This is a genomic window from Proteus sp. G3927 (assembly GCF_963894685.1).
GTDB lineage: Bacteria > Pseudomonadota > Gammaproteobacteria > Enterobacterales > Enterobacteriaceae > Proteus > Proteus mirabilis.
On sequence record NZ_CAWQGX010000031.1, the window covers coordinates 1 to 20,162 of the forward strand.

Annotated in this window: 7 protein-coding genes; 2 read left to right on the forward strand and 5 right to left on the reverse strand. The window is 38.4% G+C overall.

The features are described 5' to 3' along the window. Window positions 1-9,487: hemagglutinin repeat-containing protein (locus tag AACV00_RS14680; protein WP_161737338.1), on the reverse strand; the 9,487-nt coding region annotated here is incomplete at its 3' end. Between the two features lie 75 nt (window positions 9,488-9,562). After that, window positions 9,563-11,323, reverse strand: a complete 1,761-nt coding sequence (locus AACV00_RS14685; RefSeq protein WP_226889021.1) for a ShlB/FhaC/HecB family hemolysin secretion/activation protein — start codon at window positions 11,321-11,323, stop codon at window positions 9,563-9,565. A 696-nt stretch (window positions 11,324-12,019) separates the two neighbouring features. On the opposite strand from AACV00_RS14685, the gene AACV00_RS14690 reads away from it, so the two are divergent. After that, a complete protein-coding gene (locus AACV00_RS14690; protein WP_070486922.1) occupies window positions 12,020-14,878 on the forward strand; it encodes a tetratricopeptide repeat protein in 2,859 nt (952 codons plus the stop codon). Window positions 14,879-14,994: 116 nt separating this feature from the next. On the opposite strand, the gene AACV00_RS14695 is transcribed toward AACV00_RS14690, so the two are convergent. Then, the gene (locus AACV00_RS14695; RefSeq protein ID WP_161680405.1) at window positions 14,995-15,702 is read right to left on the reverse strand and encodes a fimbrial protein; all 708 of its coding nucleotides are present in this window, start codon (window positions 15,700-15,702) and stop codon (window positions 14,995-14,997) included. 505 nt (window positions 15,703-16,207) lie between these two features. On the opposite strand from AACV00_RS14695, the gene AACV00_RS14700 reads away from it, so the two are divergent. Beyond that, complete coding sequence (locus AACV00_RS14700) at window positions 16,208-17,242, forward strand: hypothetical protein (RefSeq protein WP_226888985.1); 1,035 nt, start codon at window positions 16,208-16,210, stop codon at window positions 17,240-17,242. A 204-nt stretch (window positions 17,243-17,446) separates the two neighbouring features. Here the strand turns inward: AACV00_RS14700 and AACV00_RS14705 are convergent, their stop codons facing one another. Both AACV00_RS14705 and AACV00_RS14710 read right to left on the reverse strand, forming a co-directional pair. Continuing rightward, on the reverse strand, window positions 17,447-18,142 hold the full coding sequence (locus AACV00_RS14705; RefSeq protein WP_012368155.1) for a fimbrial protein: 696 nt from the start codon (window positions 18,140-18,142) through the stop codon (window positions 17,447-17,449). Between the two features lie 618 nt (window positions 18,143-18,760). Further along, entirely contained in the window at window positions 18,761-20,095 is a 1,335-nt protein-coding gene (locus AACV00_RS14710; protein WP_004250434.1) for an aminotransferase-like domain-containing protein, read from the reverse strand. Between the last annotated feature and the right edge of the window lie 67 nt (window positions 20,096-20,162).

Consider the following 20,162-nt stretch of genomic DNA (forward strand, 5'->3'; position numbering starts at 1 on the left):
CGGTTGGTGTTTTACCCGCCGTTTCTAGTTGTTTTTTGGCGATGGCTAACGCATCGGGGTCTTTTTGTGCTTTTAGACCCGCAATATCCCCTTCGGTGCGGATGATATCCATCGCCTGATTACCGATTTCACCAATCAACTGGGCTTGTTTTAAGCGGTTTTGCTCTTTTTCTTTATCGAATATCGGGTTAATACTGCCGTTATTGGCGTGCTCAGTATCACGGTTGAGCTCGTTAACATCCTGTTTTTGTTTGTCTTCATTGCGAACAATGACAGTGCCTTCACTGACCGCCGATTGCGTGGTGCCTTCGGCGTGGCCACTGTTATTGGCATTAGAGAGTAACCCGCCTGCGGCATTGGTGAGAAGTTGGCCTCCAATTGGGCCACCCGTTCCCATCGAACCGCCCGTGTGCTCTGCGGTAAAGTCGGCTTTGTTGTCGATATCTTTCCAGCCTAATGTGCCCGTATCAAGGCGGTTTTTATCTTTTTCCGCAGTGGAGGCAATCACCGCACCATCAAGCTGAGTGTGCTCTTTGACGTTGACATCAAAGCCGCCTTTGCCGGCAAAAATACCGGTTTGCTCTTTCACACTGTCGTAGTTACTGTGTATCTTGTTCTTGCTGGCACTGATATTGATGTTTGGCGTACCACCTATCGTGTAACCGCCACCGACGCTGACCTCTTGCTGTTTGGCGTCATAGCGGTCACTGTCTTGCTCACTTTGTAAAGTGAGGTCACGACCGACATTGATGGTGACTTGTTCACCACTAACTTGAGCGCCTTTGAGGGTGGTATCTTGTCCACTGTTTAAGGTGAGTTTATTACCTGCATCCAGAGTGGTTTCAGTGTGGGTGAGGCCATTGCCTTTTTCATGGCCTTTACCTTGGTTGACGGAGGCTGAGATATTGACCCCGTAGCCACCTGCACCCACGCCTACGCCAACCCCGACACTGCTACCTTTACTGCTGTTTTGGCTGGTAGTTTGCTCGGTGTTTTGGGCAGAAACAAGGTTGATATCTTGCGTGGCAGACAGTGATAAGTCTTTACCCGCTTTGAGTTCACTGCCGACGACTGTGATATTACCGCTGTCTGGGTTGCTGTCTTTATTTTTACCCGTTGCGGTAATCGACAGATTTTGTCCGGCATTTAAGGTACTGCCTTGGGATTGGCGACTGTCGGTATGGGTTTCGCTTTTCGACGATTGGCTGCCGTAAGACACGCTGACACCAACTGTATTGGTGGCGCCTTCTTGATAGTCTTTATCGCCCGGTTTGAGGTTGTCGGCAAGGTTGTGCGCATTGGCTGCATCGGTTTTCAGCCCATCTAACTCAACCGCTTGCTGAGCTTGGACGCCGGATAATACTGCCTTGGTGTTTTGCAGAGCACTTAAACGACCGTCACTTTCTTTGCGAGCTTGTTGTGCGGTGCTGACGGCAGTATTGAGGGCGCTACCTGCACTGCCAGAGAGTGCAACACTAAACCCACTTTGTTTGGTTTCAAAGGTTTCAGTGTGAGTCCGTTCATCATAGCCTGGGTCGATTTGGACGCTGTCACCGGTGAGGTTTAAGTCTTTTTGGGCAATCAGGTCAGCGCCACCCACATGCAGTTTGTTGCCAGCGGTGATGTTGACATTACCTTGTGTGCTGCCAATAGTGCTGACACTTTGGCTTTGGGTGGTACCTTTTTCATCCACTTCATGGCGGGAGGATTGTTTACCCACCGTAAAACCGATCCCCCCATCACTAAAGAGACCACTGCGTTTTTTCTCTTCTAATAAATAATGAGAATCTGTTTCTGTGGCCGCTGTAATAGAGACGTTATTACCTGCGTGTAATGACACATCATTTTCAGCAACAACCGAAGAGCCTGTAACTTGAATATCTTTACCCGCTTGAATATTGACTAGCTCTCCACTGACGACGCTACCTTGCTCTCGTGTCACATGATCATTTTGGAGAGTATGAGTCTGACTAGAACTTAAAAATCCTTTACTCTTTGAATGTTCTTCTAAAAACTCCGTATGGGTTTCTGTCGCGGTATTGAGATTAATATTTTGTGTGGCGCTTAAATCAACAGCCCCTTTTTCACTGTGTAAAGTGCTACCTGTTAAATTAATATCACCCTCACGGGCGGTAATCGCAACACCTTGCTGTCCGCTAAAGGTACTTCCAACCACGTTTTCTTGGGCAGTATCCACAAGACGACTGTAACTTTTACGTCCTCCGCCTGAATGCTGATAGTCACTGTCTTCAACCTGTTGTGTGACGGATTGGATATCTACATCTTGAGCACGAACGGTGGTTTTACCTTCGGTGCTATTTACTTGAGCACCTTGTGCTGTCAAGGTATGCCCCACATTTAGGCTGACGCCTTTATCGCCACTCAGTGTACTTAATTGCAAACGCTCTTCTTCACGAGTATTGCTCACAGAGGTGCTTTTACTATTGGCATCAAGGTGGCTTTTGGTTGTGGTACTATCAGCGAGGATATTGAGGTTCTCGCCTGCATTTACGGTCAGTTGTTGATCCGCTTTGACTTGACTGCCTTGCAGTGTGACATCTTTCCCCGCGGTGAGATTAAGGTTACCGCCGGCGTTCAACTCGCTTCCTTGTGCACGTTGCCATTCACCACTGAGATGTGCAAGGCGATGTTCACCTGGTTCTTCTATAAAATTTTCAGTCCGACTACCCATTGAACCCGATATCACATCAAATTCACCAGAATGGGTACTTTTTGCTGTAGTAATAGTTAAATTATCACGTGCATTTAGATTAATGTCTTTTAAGGCATCCAGTTTTGCCCCTTGCAGTTGAATATTATGCCCTTGTAAGGTGATATCTGTTCCACTCATTGTGGCTTGACGCAAGGCATCTTGTAGGTTGGTGCTTAAATGAATGCTATCGGCTTGAACTGTGATATTTTGTGCATGAATATCTCCGCCTTGATGTGTGAATTGGTTGGCCTCAATCTCTAGTCCTTTATTCGCCAATAGTTGCCCTGCATTATCAATGCTTTCTGCGGAAAGATGTAAATTATTACCGCTAACGAGTGCGCCATGGCTTAATAAATCTAACGTTTTATTCGCTAAATAAACTTTTGGTACCAATACCGTTTGAGGGCCTTGGGCGGTTTCTACCGTTTCGCTGACTAACCAAACAATATCTTGTTCTAATGCTGCAATTTGTTCAGGCGTTAAGGCCACGCCAGGACGTAACTGAAAATCACTCGCGACTTTCACACCATTGTTCATAAGATATTGATACTGTGCCATGGCATCGCCTTCATAAAGTGAAGGGCGCCCCGTCAGTTTTAATACTTGCTCACGCACAAGACGTTGTTCGTAGAACCCATCCCCTAAGCGTTTATGCACTTGCGCCGGATCATAACCTACACGATCGAGTAAATAGTCACTGCTAATAAATTTATTACGGTTGGTAAAGCGTTCATCAGTGACAATTAAAAACGGATTATCAGGGGATAAATTTTGTCGAAAGAGGCCGTTATCAGGAAGTTCGGTGATCACATTGCCTAAATGTTGTTTTTCAGTCAGTGCGATTTCAGAAGGTAAAAGCGGACGCGTTAAAGGGGAGGTCGCATCGGTCAGGGGTACATCTGTTTTATCACTGGTTTTTATTTCGGTATTGACGGTTTGTTTCTCCACTCCATCAATATTAAATCCCAGCGGATTACGCTCGAACTCAGCGCGCTCTGCCTTAACTGCGTTTAATGCGGCTTCAATTTCATTAATTTGTGCCGCATTCACCGTGGTATTAGTGATCGATGTTCCGTTGATCGCCACATCGCCATTACCTGAAATAATACTATCAATGGTGGCTAATGCGATGGTTTCATCGTTATCAAAACTTGGATACCAATGTTTAGTATCCTTATCATAGTGATCAACAATATACTCTCGACGGCGTTCATTAATGGAATAGGCGTTATTCTCTATTTTAGCTTTTCCATCAATGGATTGATTTCCCATTGAGGTGATCACACTGGCATCATTAAGCAATAGTCCTGAAATATTAAGGTTCATATTGCCACCTGAAAGGATACGTGCGCCAACTCCTTCAGAAATCAATTTATCCCGAGTCAATGATCCTGAGACTGTTCGTTCACGGAAATTACTATAATCGCTTATGAATTTTAAATCATAACTACTGACATGGATCTCTGGATCCCATTGCTCAATTCGAGGCTGGCCCGTAAATTCTCGCCATACTGTATTATGATAAGGAGTAGGTACACCACCTATCTGTTCAAATCCTGTCGTCTGATAAAAAGTCATATTATAGGTGCCGTCACTATTTGGGATCAGTGATTCGTAATGCACCCATAAGCGCATTGGTGTGTTGTCATTGATGTTTTTAACTAGGACTTGCACCTTTTTGTTAGAAGCATCAATAGCGGTTAATGTGCCGTATTTATTATTAATTGCCTCATTATCATCATTAAATGTTAACTTCTGAGTGGTCGGCGCAAAAGGGGTAGCGTCGGTAATCACATTTGAATTATAAGAACGCCAAAAATAATGGTAACGATGCCAACGATAATCCTTTTTCTCAGCATCTCGCTCAATCTCTAGTCCTTCACGTAAATTACGAAGTTGATCAGCTTTAATAGCCACATCGCCTTCAGCTTCAATAAAACTGGCTTTATTTTCAATCTCTGGGCTGGTAAGCGATAATTTATCACCACTATAAATCAAGGCTCCGTTATGATTTATCAGGTTATTGTTCGCGGTTAAATCGAGTGATTGCGTCATCGCAATAACGGCATTTTTACTGTTGTTATCGATTGATTGTGCGTGAATAACCGCATTATCGCCCATAATAGCGGCGGTATTATCTAGACTTGTGAGATTAAACGTAAAATCATCGGCTTCAAGGCGACCGCGGTTTTTTAATAAGCCTGTATTGAAATTTAATGTACGGCTGACTAACGAACCTGAGTTGATCACATTTTGGCTTTTTATCGTCAGTGAAGCAGGTAATAACCAGTCAGCTAAATTCGTAAATACACCAGAAATAGAAAGGGAAACGGATTGATTGCTACTTAATATATCGCCATTACGTTGAGTATGATCTTGTTTTGCGGTAAGCGTTAAAGCATTTTGGCTTTGTAACGTGCCTCCTTGGTTATTGAAAGTCTGAGTATTAAGTGTGAGTTTATCACCACTTTGAATAACGCCACGCTGATTCAATAATATTAAGGTCGAGGCAAGAGGGGCGTCTTTCGCATTTATCGCAATCGCCCCATTAGCTAAAATATGACCTTTTTGGTTATCTAGTGACGTTAGATTATCTAAGGTCAATGCGCCATGGCTCTGTAAATAGCCTTGGGTATTATCGATATTTTTTGCTGAAATCACATTTTGCGTCGTGCCCCAAATTAAACCATTATCACGGTTATTAAGGTTAGTCGTGATGAGATTTAAACCCGCTTGGCTACTTAAAACACCTTGATTGTGATTATCTAATTGCGTTGTATTGATAGTCAGTGATTGTGTTGAAACCAGTTGACCTTGTTGATTTTGCAGTGTGTCTGCTGTTACGGTTAACCCCTGACCGCTGTGTATTTTACCGCTCTGGTTATTGATTCGCTCAAGGTGGTAATCACTGTTTTGTTGGCTAATCAACAGACCTTGGTCATTATCAAGCTGTGTGGCGTTGACAGTAAGTTCACTTTGGCTACTGATATGACCTTGATGATTTTGAATATCTGAGGCTTGGATGGTCTGATGTTGGTTACTTCTTATTTTACCTGACGTGTTATCCAATAAGTTAGATAAACGCAAATTAATAGCCTGTAGGCTGTCGATTAATCCTGATTGATTTTGCAGTGATTGGGCAGTTAAGGCGAGGTTATCCCCACTTTGGATATTACCTTGTTGGTTATTCAGCTCATTTTTGACAACAAGTTGCATCTGCTTTTGACTATACAGTAACCCTTTTTGTGAGTTATCAATATTCAAAGCGAATAGTTTTAATGTATTCCCCGCTAACCACTGACCTTCATTGTTTTTGATGAGATCTGTTGATTGATTAGAATGAAGACCTTGAGAATAAATTTCTTTTTGTGCGCTGATTTTACCTTGGGTGTTATCAATGCTATTTGCAATATGCAATATAATATTATTACTTGATTGGAAAAGGCCTTTCTCATTATTAAAGGTATTTGTTGTTAAATGTGCGTCTTTTTGACTCTGGATTTGCCCCATTTGATTATTGAATATATTTGTTTTTGCAGACCAAGATCCTAGACTTCCCATCCAACCAGATTCATTTAGAATATCGTTCGCATTTAAATTCTGTGAATATTGACCAAAAAGACGACCATTACGATTATCTAACTGATTAATTAATTGAATATCCAAATTATTTAATGCGTTTATTTCTCCTTGTGTATTAATCAGATTGTTCGTTTTAATCAAAGTGTTTTCATTACTGGTCAGCTTACCGTCTTGATTGAGCAAATCGCCTCTTAATAAGAGTTGTAATGTTTTTTGACTAAATATATTACCTTGCTGTTGATTCGCTAATTGACCGCCATTTAGCGTTAAGGTGCCATTACTCTGTACTTTACCGTTGCGGTTATTAAATTGGCTCGATCCCGTACCTTGCCAATACAAAGCGTTTTGTGCGGCTATTTTTCCCAGTGTATTAATAACATTATGTGTTGTACTGAAAACTAACTCACCACCTGATTGTAATTGTCCTTTTGTATTATCAATGTTTTTTGCGCTGACAGTCATTGATAAACCTGCTTGTGTAACACCTTGTTGGTTGTCCCAATCACGTTGTGTTGTGGCTATGAACTTCTGACCAGCTTCAACTAGACCTTGTCTGTTATTAATAGTTTGATTTGACGTTATATCAAGATCCTTAGTGGCAATAATATTGCCTTGCTGATTATTTAATTTATCAGCAGTGATTGTTAATAATTCCGCATTTATTTCACCTTGCATGTTATCAAGTTTATTTTTGCTATTTATTGTAAATTGTTGGCCTGCAACAATTTTTCCTTGTTCGTTGTGTATGTTTTCTAATGCGACAGTGGAATTTTCACTACTTTGCAAAATACCTTTCTGATTATGAATATCACCCTGCCCAGATACAGTAAGAGTATTATTCGTGAGCAGTTTACCGCGGGTATTATTCAGTAAATTATTAAGGGCGATAGTGAGTTTATCTTGGCCAATTATTTTACCTTCAATATTATTTATTGTATCAGCCTGAATATTGACATTTTTAGCGCTCACATTGCCTTTTTCTGAATATAATGCATTGGTTGTGAGTAAAATGTCTTTTCCAGCCAACAGTTGGCCTTTGTTATTATCAATTTCTTTCGCATGAATATTTGATTGTGTCTCACTTTGCACCGTCCCTTGTTGGCTGTTAACCAAATTTTGCGTAGCGAGAGTGAGTTTATCACCTGAACCAATAAAACCGTTGGCATTATTCACTTGCTGCTGAGCCACAATATCGAGGGTTGTTTGGCTAATCAGTTTACCCAGTGCATTATTGAGATTGTCCGTGGTGACAGCAACTTGCTGGCTATTAATTGTCCCCGATTGGTTGTTCAGCGATTTGCCTGCTTGCAGGTTGACGGCATTTCCCGCCACAAGGTTACCTGCGCTATTATCAATTTGCTCTTTGGCATTCAAAGCCAGTTTAGTTTGGCTTTTAATGGTGCCCGATTGATTATCAATTGAGTTTGCGGTAAGAGTTAAATCGCCATTTGCCCCAACTTCACCTTGTTGATTATTAATGCTATTTTTTATCTGCCAATCTTGTTGGCTTTTGCTTAACGCAACTAATCGGCCTGCTTGGTTATTCAGTGAATCGGCATTGAGCTTAAGGCGGTGGGTTTCAATCGCACCGCCTTGATTATTTAGTTGCCCTTTGAGGGAAAATTGGCTCTCATTCTGCCCTGTTTGTACCCAAGTTCCATTTTGATTAAACAGGTTATTGGCGTTGATATTCCATTGTTGGGCTTGAATTTGAATTTGCTGAGTATGAATATCACGTACACTACTGAGTTTGGCATCACTCACATCAATTTTTGCTTGAGTAAGGGCGATATCCCCTTGTTTAGATGTCAGCGCCAAGTTTGATGCCGCGATTTGTGTTTGGCTTAAATCCAGTGATTTTGCTGTTGCAGTGATATTTTGCTTACTTAGCAATGTGCCACGAGTATCAATTTTTCCCTCACTGGTTAATATGATATTGGCGTTATTAATAATCTTACTTTTATTATCACTGCCCGCGAGCACGTTACCTTGACTGTGGATATCGCCTTTCGCATTGATATTAACGTCTTTGAGGGCAGCAAGTGTCCCCGAGTTGTCCACTGAACCTGTTTGACTTTCTACGTTTAAGACGCCACCACTGTGTAATTTACCTTGATGTATAAGGTTGTCTTTGGCTAATAAGGTAATATCCCCGTTGGCTTGGGTAACGGCTTCTTGTGTTTTTGCTGATTGCCAGACTAACTGCCCATTACTTTTCACCGTTAAGGTTTTATCCGCTTGTATGTGCCCACCTTGATTGCGAACGCCCACACCTTTTTCGGTGCCCACCATGTGGATATAACCGCTGTACATACCACCCATTTGGCCCATGTCGATGGCAAATTCAGGTTGTGCAGTTTGGCTCTTTATCGGAGTGGCTTTATTTTGCGTATCGACCTTATTTTTACCCGCAACGATCGCTATTTTTTCTTTCGCCCACACACCAGAATTGATTTCAACGGCACGGGCGAGCAGATCAACATACTGCGTATCGTGGCGACTATCGGCATTTAATCCTCCACCTTCAACACGAATAACCCCGCGTTCTACTTGATATCCTGCAAGGCTACCGTCTTGATTAAATTGGGGTTTCCCTGTGGTAAGGGTCATACGACCTGCATTGATAGTGCCACAGCCATTACAAATAATTCCCGATGGGTTAGCGACAATCACTTGCGCTTTACCGCCTGCAACTTCCAGAAAGCCTTTAATTTGGCTTGGGTTATTGCTGTTGACTTCATTCAGAATCACGCGCGCAGGAGCTTTGTTTGGGTCAAGATTCGGGTTACCTTGGATCATCCCTGCGGTTTGTGTTGAAGTCATCACCGCCGAGTTATTGAGAATGGCGCCACGGTTATCGACATCAAATTGTTTATATTGGTTATGAGAAATACCGGAGCCATTTGGTGCCGCAATATTGACTTGTGGAAGCCCATTTTGCGTATTGATCACCTCCGGGCGTTGGTTTTGTGGTGCATTGTTATCGGCAATAATGCTGCTCGCCATGGCTGAGGTACCCCACAAGGCTAACCACAGCAGTAATGAGGTGCGGCGTAGAGTGACCCATAGACGATTACCATTTACGCCTCGTGTTTGGCCTGAATCGGTGCTACAGCTTTTCGCCAGTTCCGATACAACACGTAATTCCCCATGAGTGCGGCTAAAAATTAAACGATAACAATGCTTATTCATAATAGAGTTCCTTCAAAAAACAGGGCAAACATGGGTAAAACTAAAAATGTCTATCGGCTATCAAATTAATGGCGATTAAATTTCAAGGTTGAGGCTAAAACCTGCCGTCGCTCCTGACGTATCGAATTTTTTCGGCTTATATAATGGCACGCCAACAAACAGGTCATAGCTCAAACGAGAGAAGAGTGAGCCACGAAGTCCTAATGCGGTACCGGCAAGTTGATGTCCCACAAGGTATTGGGTACTTTGGCCTTCAACACGCCCGTAATCAGCGGCTAAATACAGTTCTTGCCCTTTAGAAAAAACATTCCATGCCAGTTCGTTGCGCCATAACAGGCCTTTTTCACCCGACAGTACTTGCTCTCCGTCAAAACCACGCACGGTATAGCGTCCGCCAATGGACATGCGCTCTTGTGGTGTTAGGGCATGCTGAGTCCATTGACCCCGTAAAGTGGTATTCCAGCGCCAAGACTGTTCGCCCAACGTGAAGGGTTGATTGAAACTGATGTCCCCAAGAAAAATGCCCACGCGGGCACTGCCGCTGTGGGTATCTTCTTCAGGGGCACGGCGTGCGCCGTAGGCGCCTGTACCGCGACGCCAGTTAATATTGGCATCGAGTGTGGCATTGCCTAAGAAGCTGCGCTGATTAAGGCCGATTTCCCACCCTGCGGTACGGCGGCGTTGTTGTTCAATATCAATGTCATTAACGGCGTTACTGGCGGTTTTTCGGTAAGTACGCAGATTAAGGGTGGTTTTGTGGATTTGGTCGCGAAACAGTAACCGTGATAGGGTAAATTGTGCGGTATCGCTCTTACCGCTATAACGTAACACTTCGTTGGCATTGGGAATATTCTGGTGATAATTATATTCATTGTAATTGGCGGCAAAGCCCCAATTGCCAATAGGAATGAAATAGTTCAGGGTGTAAGAACGGTTACCAAAAGGGCCTTTATCAAACAAGTCTTTACTGATATTGGCGTAAAACATATCGTTTTGGGCAAACGGCGCATCAATGGCTAGCGTCGCAGAGCCTAAATAGCGCCCGGTGCTTTTTGAGCCACTATCATCAAGACTGAAGCTTAATCGCACAGGACGCTTTTCTTGCCAACTGACCACTAAGTCACTGGTACCATCAATTGGGCCGGGTTCGATACGAATATCGGCAGTGACATTGGGTACGCGTTTAAAGTTTTCTAGCCCTTGCTCAATATCACGCAGATTCAGAATATCGCCTGAGGCAGCAGGAATGGCATTCCATAAACGCCCACGCCATGAAGTGCCTTCATCAAAACGAATGGCATTAATCCGTCCCGGTTGAAGCGTGAGGACTAACTCACCTTGGTTCAAATCTTGCTCTTGTGCCATCACGCGGGTGGTGACATAACCTTTTTCTAAAATGGCATTTTGGACTTTATTGAGGACTAACAAAATCCCTTGGCTACCCAAGCACTGGCCTTTGGCGTCGTTAACGGCTTTTAATGCCCATTGAAAATCGGCAGCGGACTCACCGTCAAGACGGATAGTGGAAATGGTAAAGCAGGGTTGTTCATTTTGCGGATAATCAGGCAGCGTTAAATCAGGCTGTTGAATACGCGTATCCACAACGGGGTTGTTCTGCTGTTGTAACATGCGCTCTCGTTCTTGCTGGCGTTGTTGCTCGCGGGCATCGATAGAGAGTGCTTGATTGACGGGATCAGCCAATAAGGGGACAGAGATAAAATATAAGCTGAGTAAGCTCCATTTTAATAAACGATGTTGTTTGTCAGTATGATGTGATGTAAGGGAGAATTGTTTTTCTTGCATATTTTTGCCTAATTCATCAATCAATAATTGCATGTGTCTAACTCAATGAATTAAGGCGATGTCAGTAATGAAATATAGATCCGGACATCCTTACTAATGCAGTCACAAATCCGTTGTTACGCAGGTTAAATATAAGTTTAGGGTACGGAATTTAGCGATTAGTTGACTTTCATTGAGAATATTATCTTAAGTCAAATTTGGTGCTGATGTTTACATAAACTGACAAATGAGGCAATAAGTTAAAATCGCATTTTGGATAAATAAGATTTAATACCAATTTGTAAATCATTAATAGACATTTTCTAGTGATTTAAAATGATTTTTTTTATTTTCACGGGATTTAAATTTGATAAAGATTAAATTAATTATGGTTTGTTATAATTATAAATAATAACCTTTTTAGAACCTCTGATTATTATTCAAAAAATGATTAAATATTAATCATATATATTAGTATAGTAAGGTATTTAATTTTGTCAGATGAAAGATTGTAATATTAAAAAGCTTATTTTAGTGATATTTAGACGTGAAGTAGTCAAACTATTTGCTGAATAATACGACACAACGAGGGCTGATTATAGAGTGGAGTATTGAATGTCAATCAATTTTTATAACAAATCTAAATAAATTAATATAAAAATATAAATAAAAGAATAGCAATTATATTGATTTTAATTTTTACTATTGTGCTATATTTATATAAAAATAATGAGCTTTAAAAGGAATGTTATGTCTCGTAAAATTAAAAATATACTTATCTCCATTTTTTTAGTATTTATTGCCTTGGGGCTTTATCTCAATAAAAATCAAATCCAACCAGAGTTAAAGCCAAATGGTTATAGTTATTATCAAAAAGGTGACTATAAAGAGGCGTTTAATTATTTTTCACAACATGCGCAAAGTGATCCGCAAGCGGCATTTAGTTTAGCAATGATGTATTGGGATGGCATAGGGGTTGATAAAAATGCCTTAGCTTCACAAAAATGGTTAATAAAATCAGCAAACTTACAAAATAGAAATGCACTTTATAATTTAGGATATTTACGTAACAAAGGATTAATCCAAAGTCCTACTGATGATGCTCAAGGATTAACGTCATTAACTAAAGCTGCTGATTTAGGCTCTTCAATAGCGAAAGATTTTTTACATGACCTTAATTTTCCTGTGATTTATTATGATCAAAAAGAATATACGCTACTCCCTATTTATGGTGAGCAATCTTGGTCTGAAAAAAAAAGAACACTTGAAGAATTAGAAAAATTAGCAGAAGAAGGTAATAAAGAAGCTGTATATCAATATTTAGAGAATAAGGATTCAGTAAAACAATCAAAAAAGACTAAAAATATGATACGTCCTTTTATTGAAGAAAAAGATCCTAAAATGATGTATTTAAAATATAAGTTAATAAGTCAAGATATTAACTTACTTTTTGATTCAGCATATTTGAACTATCCTGAGGCAACATATCTTCTGTATCAAATCTACAAGGGTGATAAGAAAAACTATCCCCTTCAAGAAAATTCTTTTTTAGCTAATATATATTTAAAAAAATCTGCTGATTTAGCGCATCATGATGGATTAATTAAAATAATAGAGAAATTAAATAATAGTGATACATTATCATCAAATTATTTTAGAAACTTGCTTGAAAAATATATTAATACATTATTATTGAAATATCCAAACTCTCCACAAGCCATGCTAGCGCTCGCTAATGTCTATTTAAAACCAAATAGTAGTTTTTATAATTTTGAAAAAGCACTTAAGCTGGTAGAGAGAGCATATAACATACAGCCATCTCCTGAAAGCAAATTATTATTGGCTAAATTATATTCTAATAGTGAGGGGGTTCATCAGAATATTAGAAAAGCAGTTAGTTTTCTGAAAGAAAACATAACTAATGATAAATTGACAGGTAAAAGCCAAAGAGAATTAGTAAAAATATATTTTGATTTTGGTGCTTCTGATTATCTTAAAAAAGAAGAGATTGTGAATATTTTAAGAGAGAGTGTAATTAAAAATAAATCAGCTGGTACATTTAATCAAAACTATAGCTTAGCTCATTTTTATGCAGATCTTCTTTTAGAAGAAGATGTCGCCAATAATGAAGAATATGCTTTTTCATTATATCAAAAAGCACGAGGTTATGCCTATGAAGCTACTTTTCATCAAGCAATTGCGACTATTAAATATAAAAATATAATAGATGATCAAGCTCTTATTAATATTGTTTCAGAATTGAAAGATGATTTAGAAAGCAGAAGGTTGACAGAAAAAAAACGACAGGAAGGATATAGTATTCTTTTCCGATATGGAATGGATTCACAGTATGTAATTGATTTTATTGTGGAACGTTCGCTATATGATGATAAAATAAGAAAGGCTATTCAACCATTATTAAGTCAAAATACAAATCTTGCATTTCAATATACAATAAAGAATATAATACATGAGAACTCAGCTAACAATATTAATGAAGATAATTTAAAAAAATATTATAAGGATATATTTAAATTAGCTGAAATAGGTTCTATTGATGCAATTAAATTTATTATTACAAAAGAGTATAAAGATAAGAATGCTCGCGATGAAATTTATCAAGACTATTCTTTTGATAAGTTAACTAATATCACTATTAAGGAGCGTTTGGCTTGGCGAAGAAAATGTGCAGATTTAGGTGATTTTATTTGCTTAAAAGAATTAGCTATAATTTATCGAGACGGTAAAGAGGGGGTTAGAAAGAACATTGCGAAAGCATCTGAATATGAACGACGTATTAGCATCAATTCGTCTCACTTTGAGCTGGAATCAGAAAAATATGAAATAGATAGAAGATGGAAGGAAAAAAGAGATAATACACTTGATTATTTACTAAACCAAAAAGAGAGTAGTAAACAACAACTAGAATTAGCAAGATTTTATAGTATTGAAGATAGTGGAAGAAGTTTAATTTATGCCAAAAAAGCATATGATTTAGGAAATAAAGAAGCGGCTGAGTTAATTTATTGGTACTATATGCAAAATATCTGTGAAGATAAAGATAATATCAATAAAGCAGACTACTATCTTAAAGAATGGCTAACAACAGGAGAAGAACCTAGTAAATACAGCTCTTCTAATGAATACAAATATTCTAGTATTAGTATCATTGCTGATTATTATTTAGAGTCACCGTGTTTAGTTGAACGAAACCTTGATAAGGCTATTGAGTGGTATCAATTATCGTTAGATTATCCATATGAAATAAATGATTTTTTGTATTCTGAATTAAATAATATGTATACTAATGCACCAAAATACATAAGTAAGGATCCTTTCGTGAATGTGTATTTATCTACACTAAAAAATCATAACGATTATATTTTAGATATGAATATTCGATTAGGAAAAATGAATTTTGCAATATCTTCTTTTGACAAACTTTATGAAGCACTTCTACTCAAAGGTGATGTGAAAGAAGCATATTATTATGGTTTACTATTAAATTATGATGTGAATAATGTCGCTATGTTTTATTCTTTATCTGACATTGAGCGTAAAAATATTGAATATCGTGTTGCTGATTATTTAAAAGAAATACAAAAATAATTTTATGTTATATGAGAAGTCCTTAATTATATTAAATTTTGAGGGGTTCTTATTGATAGCAAAAGATAATCACAATATAAATTTTAATTATATTGTGATTATCAATTACTTTAAAATTAGACACCAAAGTTAAAAGTGAGAACAGCTTCACCCATAAAATCTAATCCATTAGATAAATCTATTCCTTTTTTACTTAATTCATCTCTAGATAAAATAAAGGTTTGAGTAGGATTACTTTCAATTCCCTGTCTGAAATTTGCTTGGAAAATTTCACCTGAAATTAGAGCCAGAGAGCCTTTATCAACCGATTCTGTCTGTTGTTTTGATGTCCAACCATTGGTTGGCCCTTTATATAGGACATTATAGTAGTTAGTCCCTGTGATAGCAGCATCGTTTGCTCGTGAAATATACGCAGGTTTGCCATCAACAGTCACATTATCCCATGCAAAATAAGCTGCCCCAACCGCAGTTTCAGGATTTGCTTTATCTACTAAATGAAACCAGTCTGACGTATTATTAACGCTTAATTCTGTATTATCATAAGTATCAGACGCAACAAAGGTTAAATATGTTTTTGCATCACATTCAACTGTAACTGTATTTTGAACCATACTGGCAGGATAAGAATAAATTTTCGATTGAGGGATAAGTGTTGGGCTTATGACTCCGTAATCAAAAATAACATCACGCTGTGTCGCCCCATTAATAGTACAAGTTGGTGGCTTAATATCACCGTTGATTTTTAAGTTAGCTACAGGGGATTTAGCCAACACTGGCGTAGATATTATCGCCAGCATAGTAAGGCTAAGTAATAATTTTTTCATATCATTATTCCTTTTTAGAGGATAAATAACAAAGCAATATTATATAATACACCTTTTGTTTATTTATTTAATGATATCTGAATATATTTTTAATATATCTAATTTAGACTTTCTTAAACTGAGTTATTTTAATATCTAATATTATCTAAAAGAGATAATTAAAAATAGACCTTTTATATTGCTAATAGCTGCTTTATTTTTTGTTCTAAGCGCATTTGTGTACAAGTTTTTTCAGAACAATCAATCTATAAGGTGAGAATGCGTGAAATGGAAGAAGCACAGAAAGTGAAAAAAGAACGTAGGATAAAAATCTTAAAATGATGTTTGTTAACAATTCTTAAGATATTATTTTGCTAAAAATAACGAGAGTGATTCTTTTTTGGAATGTTTTTCTTTACTTTATTTTTATTTTAATTCTTATGGTTAGAGATAAAAATCACTAATAGTCATATAATAAATAGTATATATAGATGGTTCTATTTGTCATTATGGTCGGTGGTGAAAATTGAAAACGATAACTATTAAAATCAGTCTTTTTGTATTGTCACTGTTTTTCCCTCTCCTAACAAAAGCACTTGTTATTCCAGATAATGGAACGGGGTATATAGGTGAATTAACACCTCCTCAATCATATATGTCACTTAGTAGTAGTGGTAATACCTATGGAGCGGCTGTAGGTGTTAATAATGTTGTAGATTATTGTAGTAAAAACAGTGCACAATGGCAGAGTTTTTTATTCCCATTCCCAGGAAGTCAAGAGGGGGAGTACGGATTAAAATTATATAATAAAAATGCAAGTGAAGCGGAAAATAGGGAAAATTATTTAGTTGCAGCTATCAATGGAATAGTATCTATCGATGCGGTGTATTATCAGAATGGATTACCTTCCCCGACAAAAATTACTCTGCGTCGAGGAAAAGAGGTTTCTAGAACAGCTGAGTATGCGGATCAATTTGTCTATCGTCACCCAATGTGCTGGTATGGTTATATATCACGTGTAAACAATACTAGTTTGAGAATAAGCTCTTATTCTATTTATGCAGTAGGTCATGTTAAACCTGGTATTTACGATTTTGTAGCTCCGATATATTTTACTACAGCTCAAACTGCAACTGATGCTCCTCCAGATCTATCTTCAGTTCCTTTTTCATTTGGTAATGGTCCTATTCACGTCTTAAAAACATGTAATGTTTCTCCTGCTAGCTCAACAAACATACAATTTGCTATTCAACTAGCACAAAATTTTAAGTCAGCCAAGTTACTTGAGCAAAGTGTCGCTAGTATGCTTGTCTCTTGTCCTCATTCAGGAAATATGTATGTGACATTAAAACCCTATAATGAGCTAGTCAATGGGAGTAAAACTGGGATGACAATGTCTCCAAGTATCCCTTTGAAAAATAAAGAAGTTGCACCTTATATCACGGTATCTGATGCAACTAAAACAATAACTAATGCAGTATGTAATAACAATTCCTCCGAAGCTTTAGAGTTTTATGCAGGACAACCTTCAGGCAAATATAATGGGGGGATCTGTTTATAAGTCATTATCATTCAACCTTTGTGCCAATGGAAATATACCTACGAATACTTATAAAGGAAGTATTGATGTATCGTTCCTGATTGAATGATGTGCTAATTTGATATTCAGAACATTAATAGCGCGCCAAGCACTGTTAAACTTTTAACGTAAAGATAATCACAATATAAAAGTTAATGATATTGTGATTATCAGTTATTTTAAAAATTAGACACCAAAGTTAAAAGTGAGAACAGCTTCACCCATAAAATCTAAGCCATTAGATAAATCTATTCCTTTTTTATTTAATGCATCTTTGGATAAAAGAAAAGAAGGAATTTTATATACATCTTTAAAAACTGCTTGGAAAACTTCACCTGGAATTAGTGCCAGAGATTCTTTACTAACATTGCCTTTTTGTTGTTCTGATGTCCAACCATTGGTTGCGCCTTTGTATAGAACGTTATAGTAATTTGTCTCTGTGATAGTAACATCATTTGCTCGTGAAATGTACGCTGGTTTACTATCAACAGTCACATCCTCCCACAAAAAAGAGGCTGCTCCAACTGCGGTTTCAGGATTTTCTTTATCAACTAAATGAAACTGTGCTAGCGTATTATTAGCTAATTCCGCACTGTCATAAGTGTCAGATGCAACAAAGGTTAAATATGTTTTAGCATCACATTCAATCGTAACTGTATTTTGGACTATACCGTTAGGATATTCGTAGTTTTTCGATTGAGGGATAAGCGTTGGGCTTATGACTCGGTAATCAAAAATCATATCACTTTGTGTCGCCCCATTAATAGTACAAGTTGGTGGCTTAATATCACCATTGATTTTTAAGTTAGCTACAGGAGCTTTAGCCAATACCGGCGTTGATATTACACTCAGCATAGCAAGACTGAGTAATACTTTTTTCATATCATTATTCCTTTATTCTTTTTTAGAGGATAAATAACAAAGCAATATTATATATTACACCTTTTGTTTATTTATTTAATGATAATTGAATATATTTTTAATATATCTAATTTAGACTTTCTTAAACTGATTATATTTTAATATTAGATGTTATCTAAAAAAGATAATTTAAAATGGAGTTTTAATTTTAATTTTAATTTTAATTTTAATTTTAATTTTAATTTTAATTTTTAATAGATATGTAATATTTATATTTAATGGTTGAAATTTATAATGTGATACTCTTATTTAGAGTGTTTTGTGTTTCAATATAAAAACGATAAGATAATAAACGCATTAAAACGCTTTAGTATTTAGGATACGTTTTATACTCTGGAATTAGGTTAGCTAAACCAAGCTTATTAGTCTTCAAAAAATTCTTTTTAATATTTTTAGTGACTCCATCATTCTTGTATTTGGAGTGAGGATACTCAGGCTGACAGCCGTATAGGGGATGGAGCAATCCACAGTAGGAGCTGTTGGTTTATAATTATCGTACCAAGTGTGAAGATCTCATTGCCGATTTTCGTACTGTCAGCCCAGAGCAAAAAACGCATATATCATTAAATGTATAACGGGTTAACGATACTGTTCATACTCCACAGCTTCTCGGACTTTTATCAACGCTTTTTGTAAGCTCTCTATTGTGACAGATCCAAGAGCAATTCTAAGAGCTTGTGGGACAACGAGTGAAGTACAGAAAGGTTCTGCTGTTGAAACGGAAATATTACAGTCCATCAGTTTCTTGGCGACTCGGTCGGCTCTTGTATCATCTGGTAAAGGGAACCAGGCAAAATAAGAGGCAGGATGCGTAATACAGGGCATATCCCCGAGTGTGGATCTTAATACCGCCTGTCGCTGGCGAGCGTCCCGCCGTTTCAGTGTTTCAAAACGGGCAACTGTGCCATCTTGTATCCAATTACATACCAGTGCTGTCATTACAGAGGGGGTATTCCAGGTGGTTGCTCTCACCGCCCTTTCTAGTGCAGGCCGGTATGATTCAGGGCAAACAACAGCCCCTACCCTCAAGCCAGTCGCCACGCTTTTTGAGAATCCAGTGATATAAATGGTACGTTCAGGTGCATAAAATGCAATAGGTGAGGGAGGTCTGTGGATCAGGTAGCTGTATGTGGTGTCTTCTATAACGAGAAGATCATAAGTTCTCGCAATTTCGGCTATTTTTTTTCGCTGACTGTGGCTGAGCACCCAGCCAAGGGGATTATGTAATGTTGGTATGGTATAGACAGCTTTGACATGTCTTTTCTGGCATAACTCTTCCAGCACAGATAAATCTGGGCCACTGGTTAAAGCGGGTATGGCGACGAGCTCCAGATGATATAGCTCTGCCAGTACTTTAAAACCCGAATAGGTGAATGCATCAACTGCCACTACATCTCCTGGGCGTAGCATACCCATCACAGTGATAGTTAGTCCGTGTTGTGCACCATTCACAATAACCACGTTTTCAGCGTCAGGTTGAAATCCCGGGGTCGCGATATGATCTGCAATAATCTTTCTCTCTGTCATCCTGCCTGCGTGTGGTTGGTAACGGAGGTGGGATTCTATATCCCCGGAGACCGCAATCTTTTGGAGGGCATCACGGAGTTGTTCCCCCTGACCAAGTAACGACGGATAGTTAAAATTCAGATCAAACACATCAGTGGCCACAGCATGTTGGTCAATTCCATGACCGTAGGGCAACGCTATTTCTCTGACAAATGTTCCTCTTCCGGTTTCACCACTGACCAGCCCCATAGCTTCTAGTTCGCTGTAAACCCGAGTTGCTGTAGCTAGAGAGATATGTTCCTGCGTGGAGAGTGCTCTGTGTGTTGGTAAACGTGTACCGGAAGGGATATCTCCGCTTCGGATCCTATTTGCGAACATATCCACGATGGATTTATAGCGTGCTTTCATCAAATGTATCCATGACAATAATTTGATTGTATTGAATTATTGAGTGTACCATCTGCCGTTCAAGTGC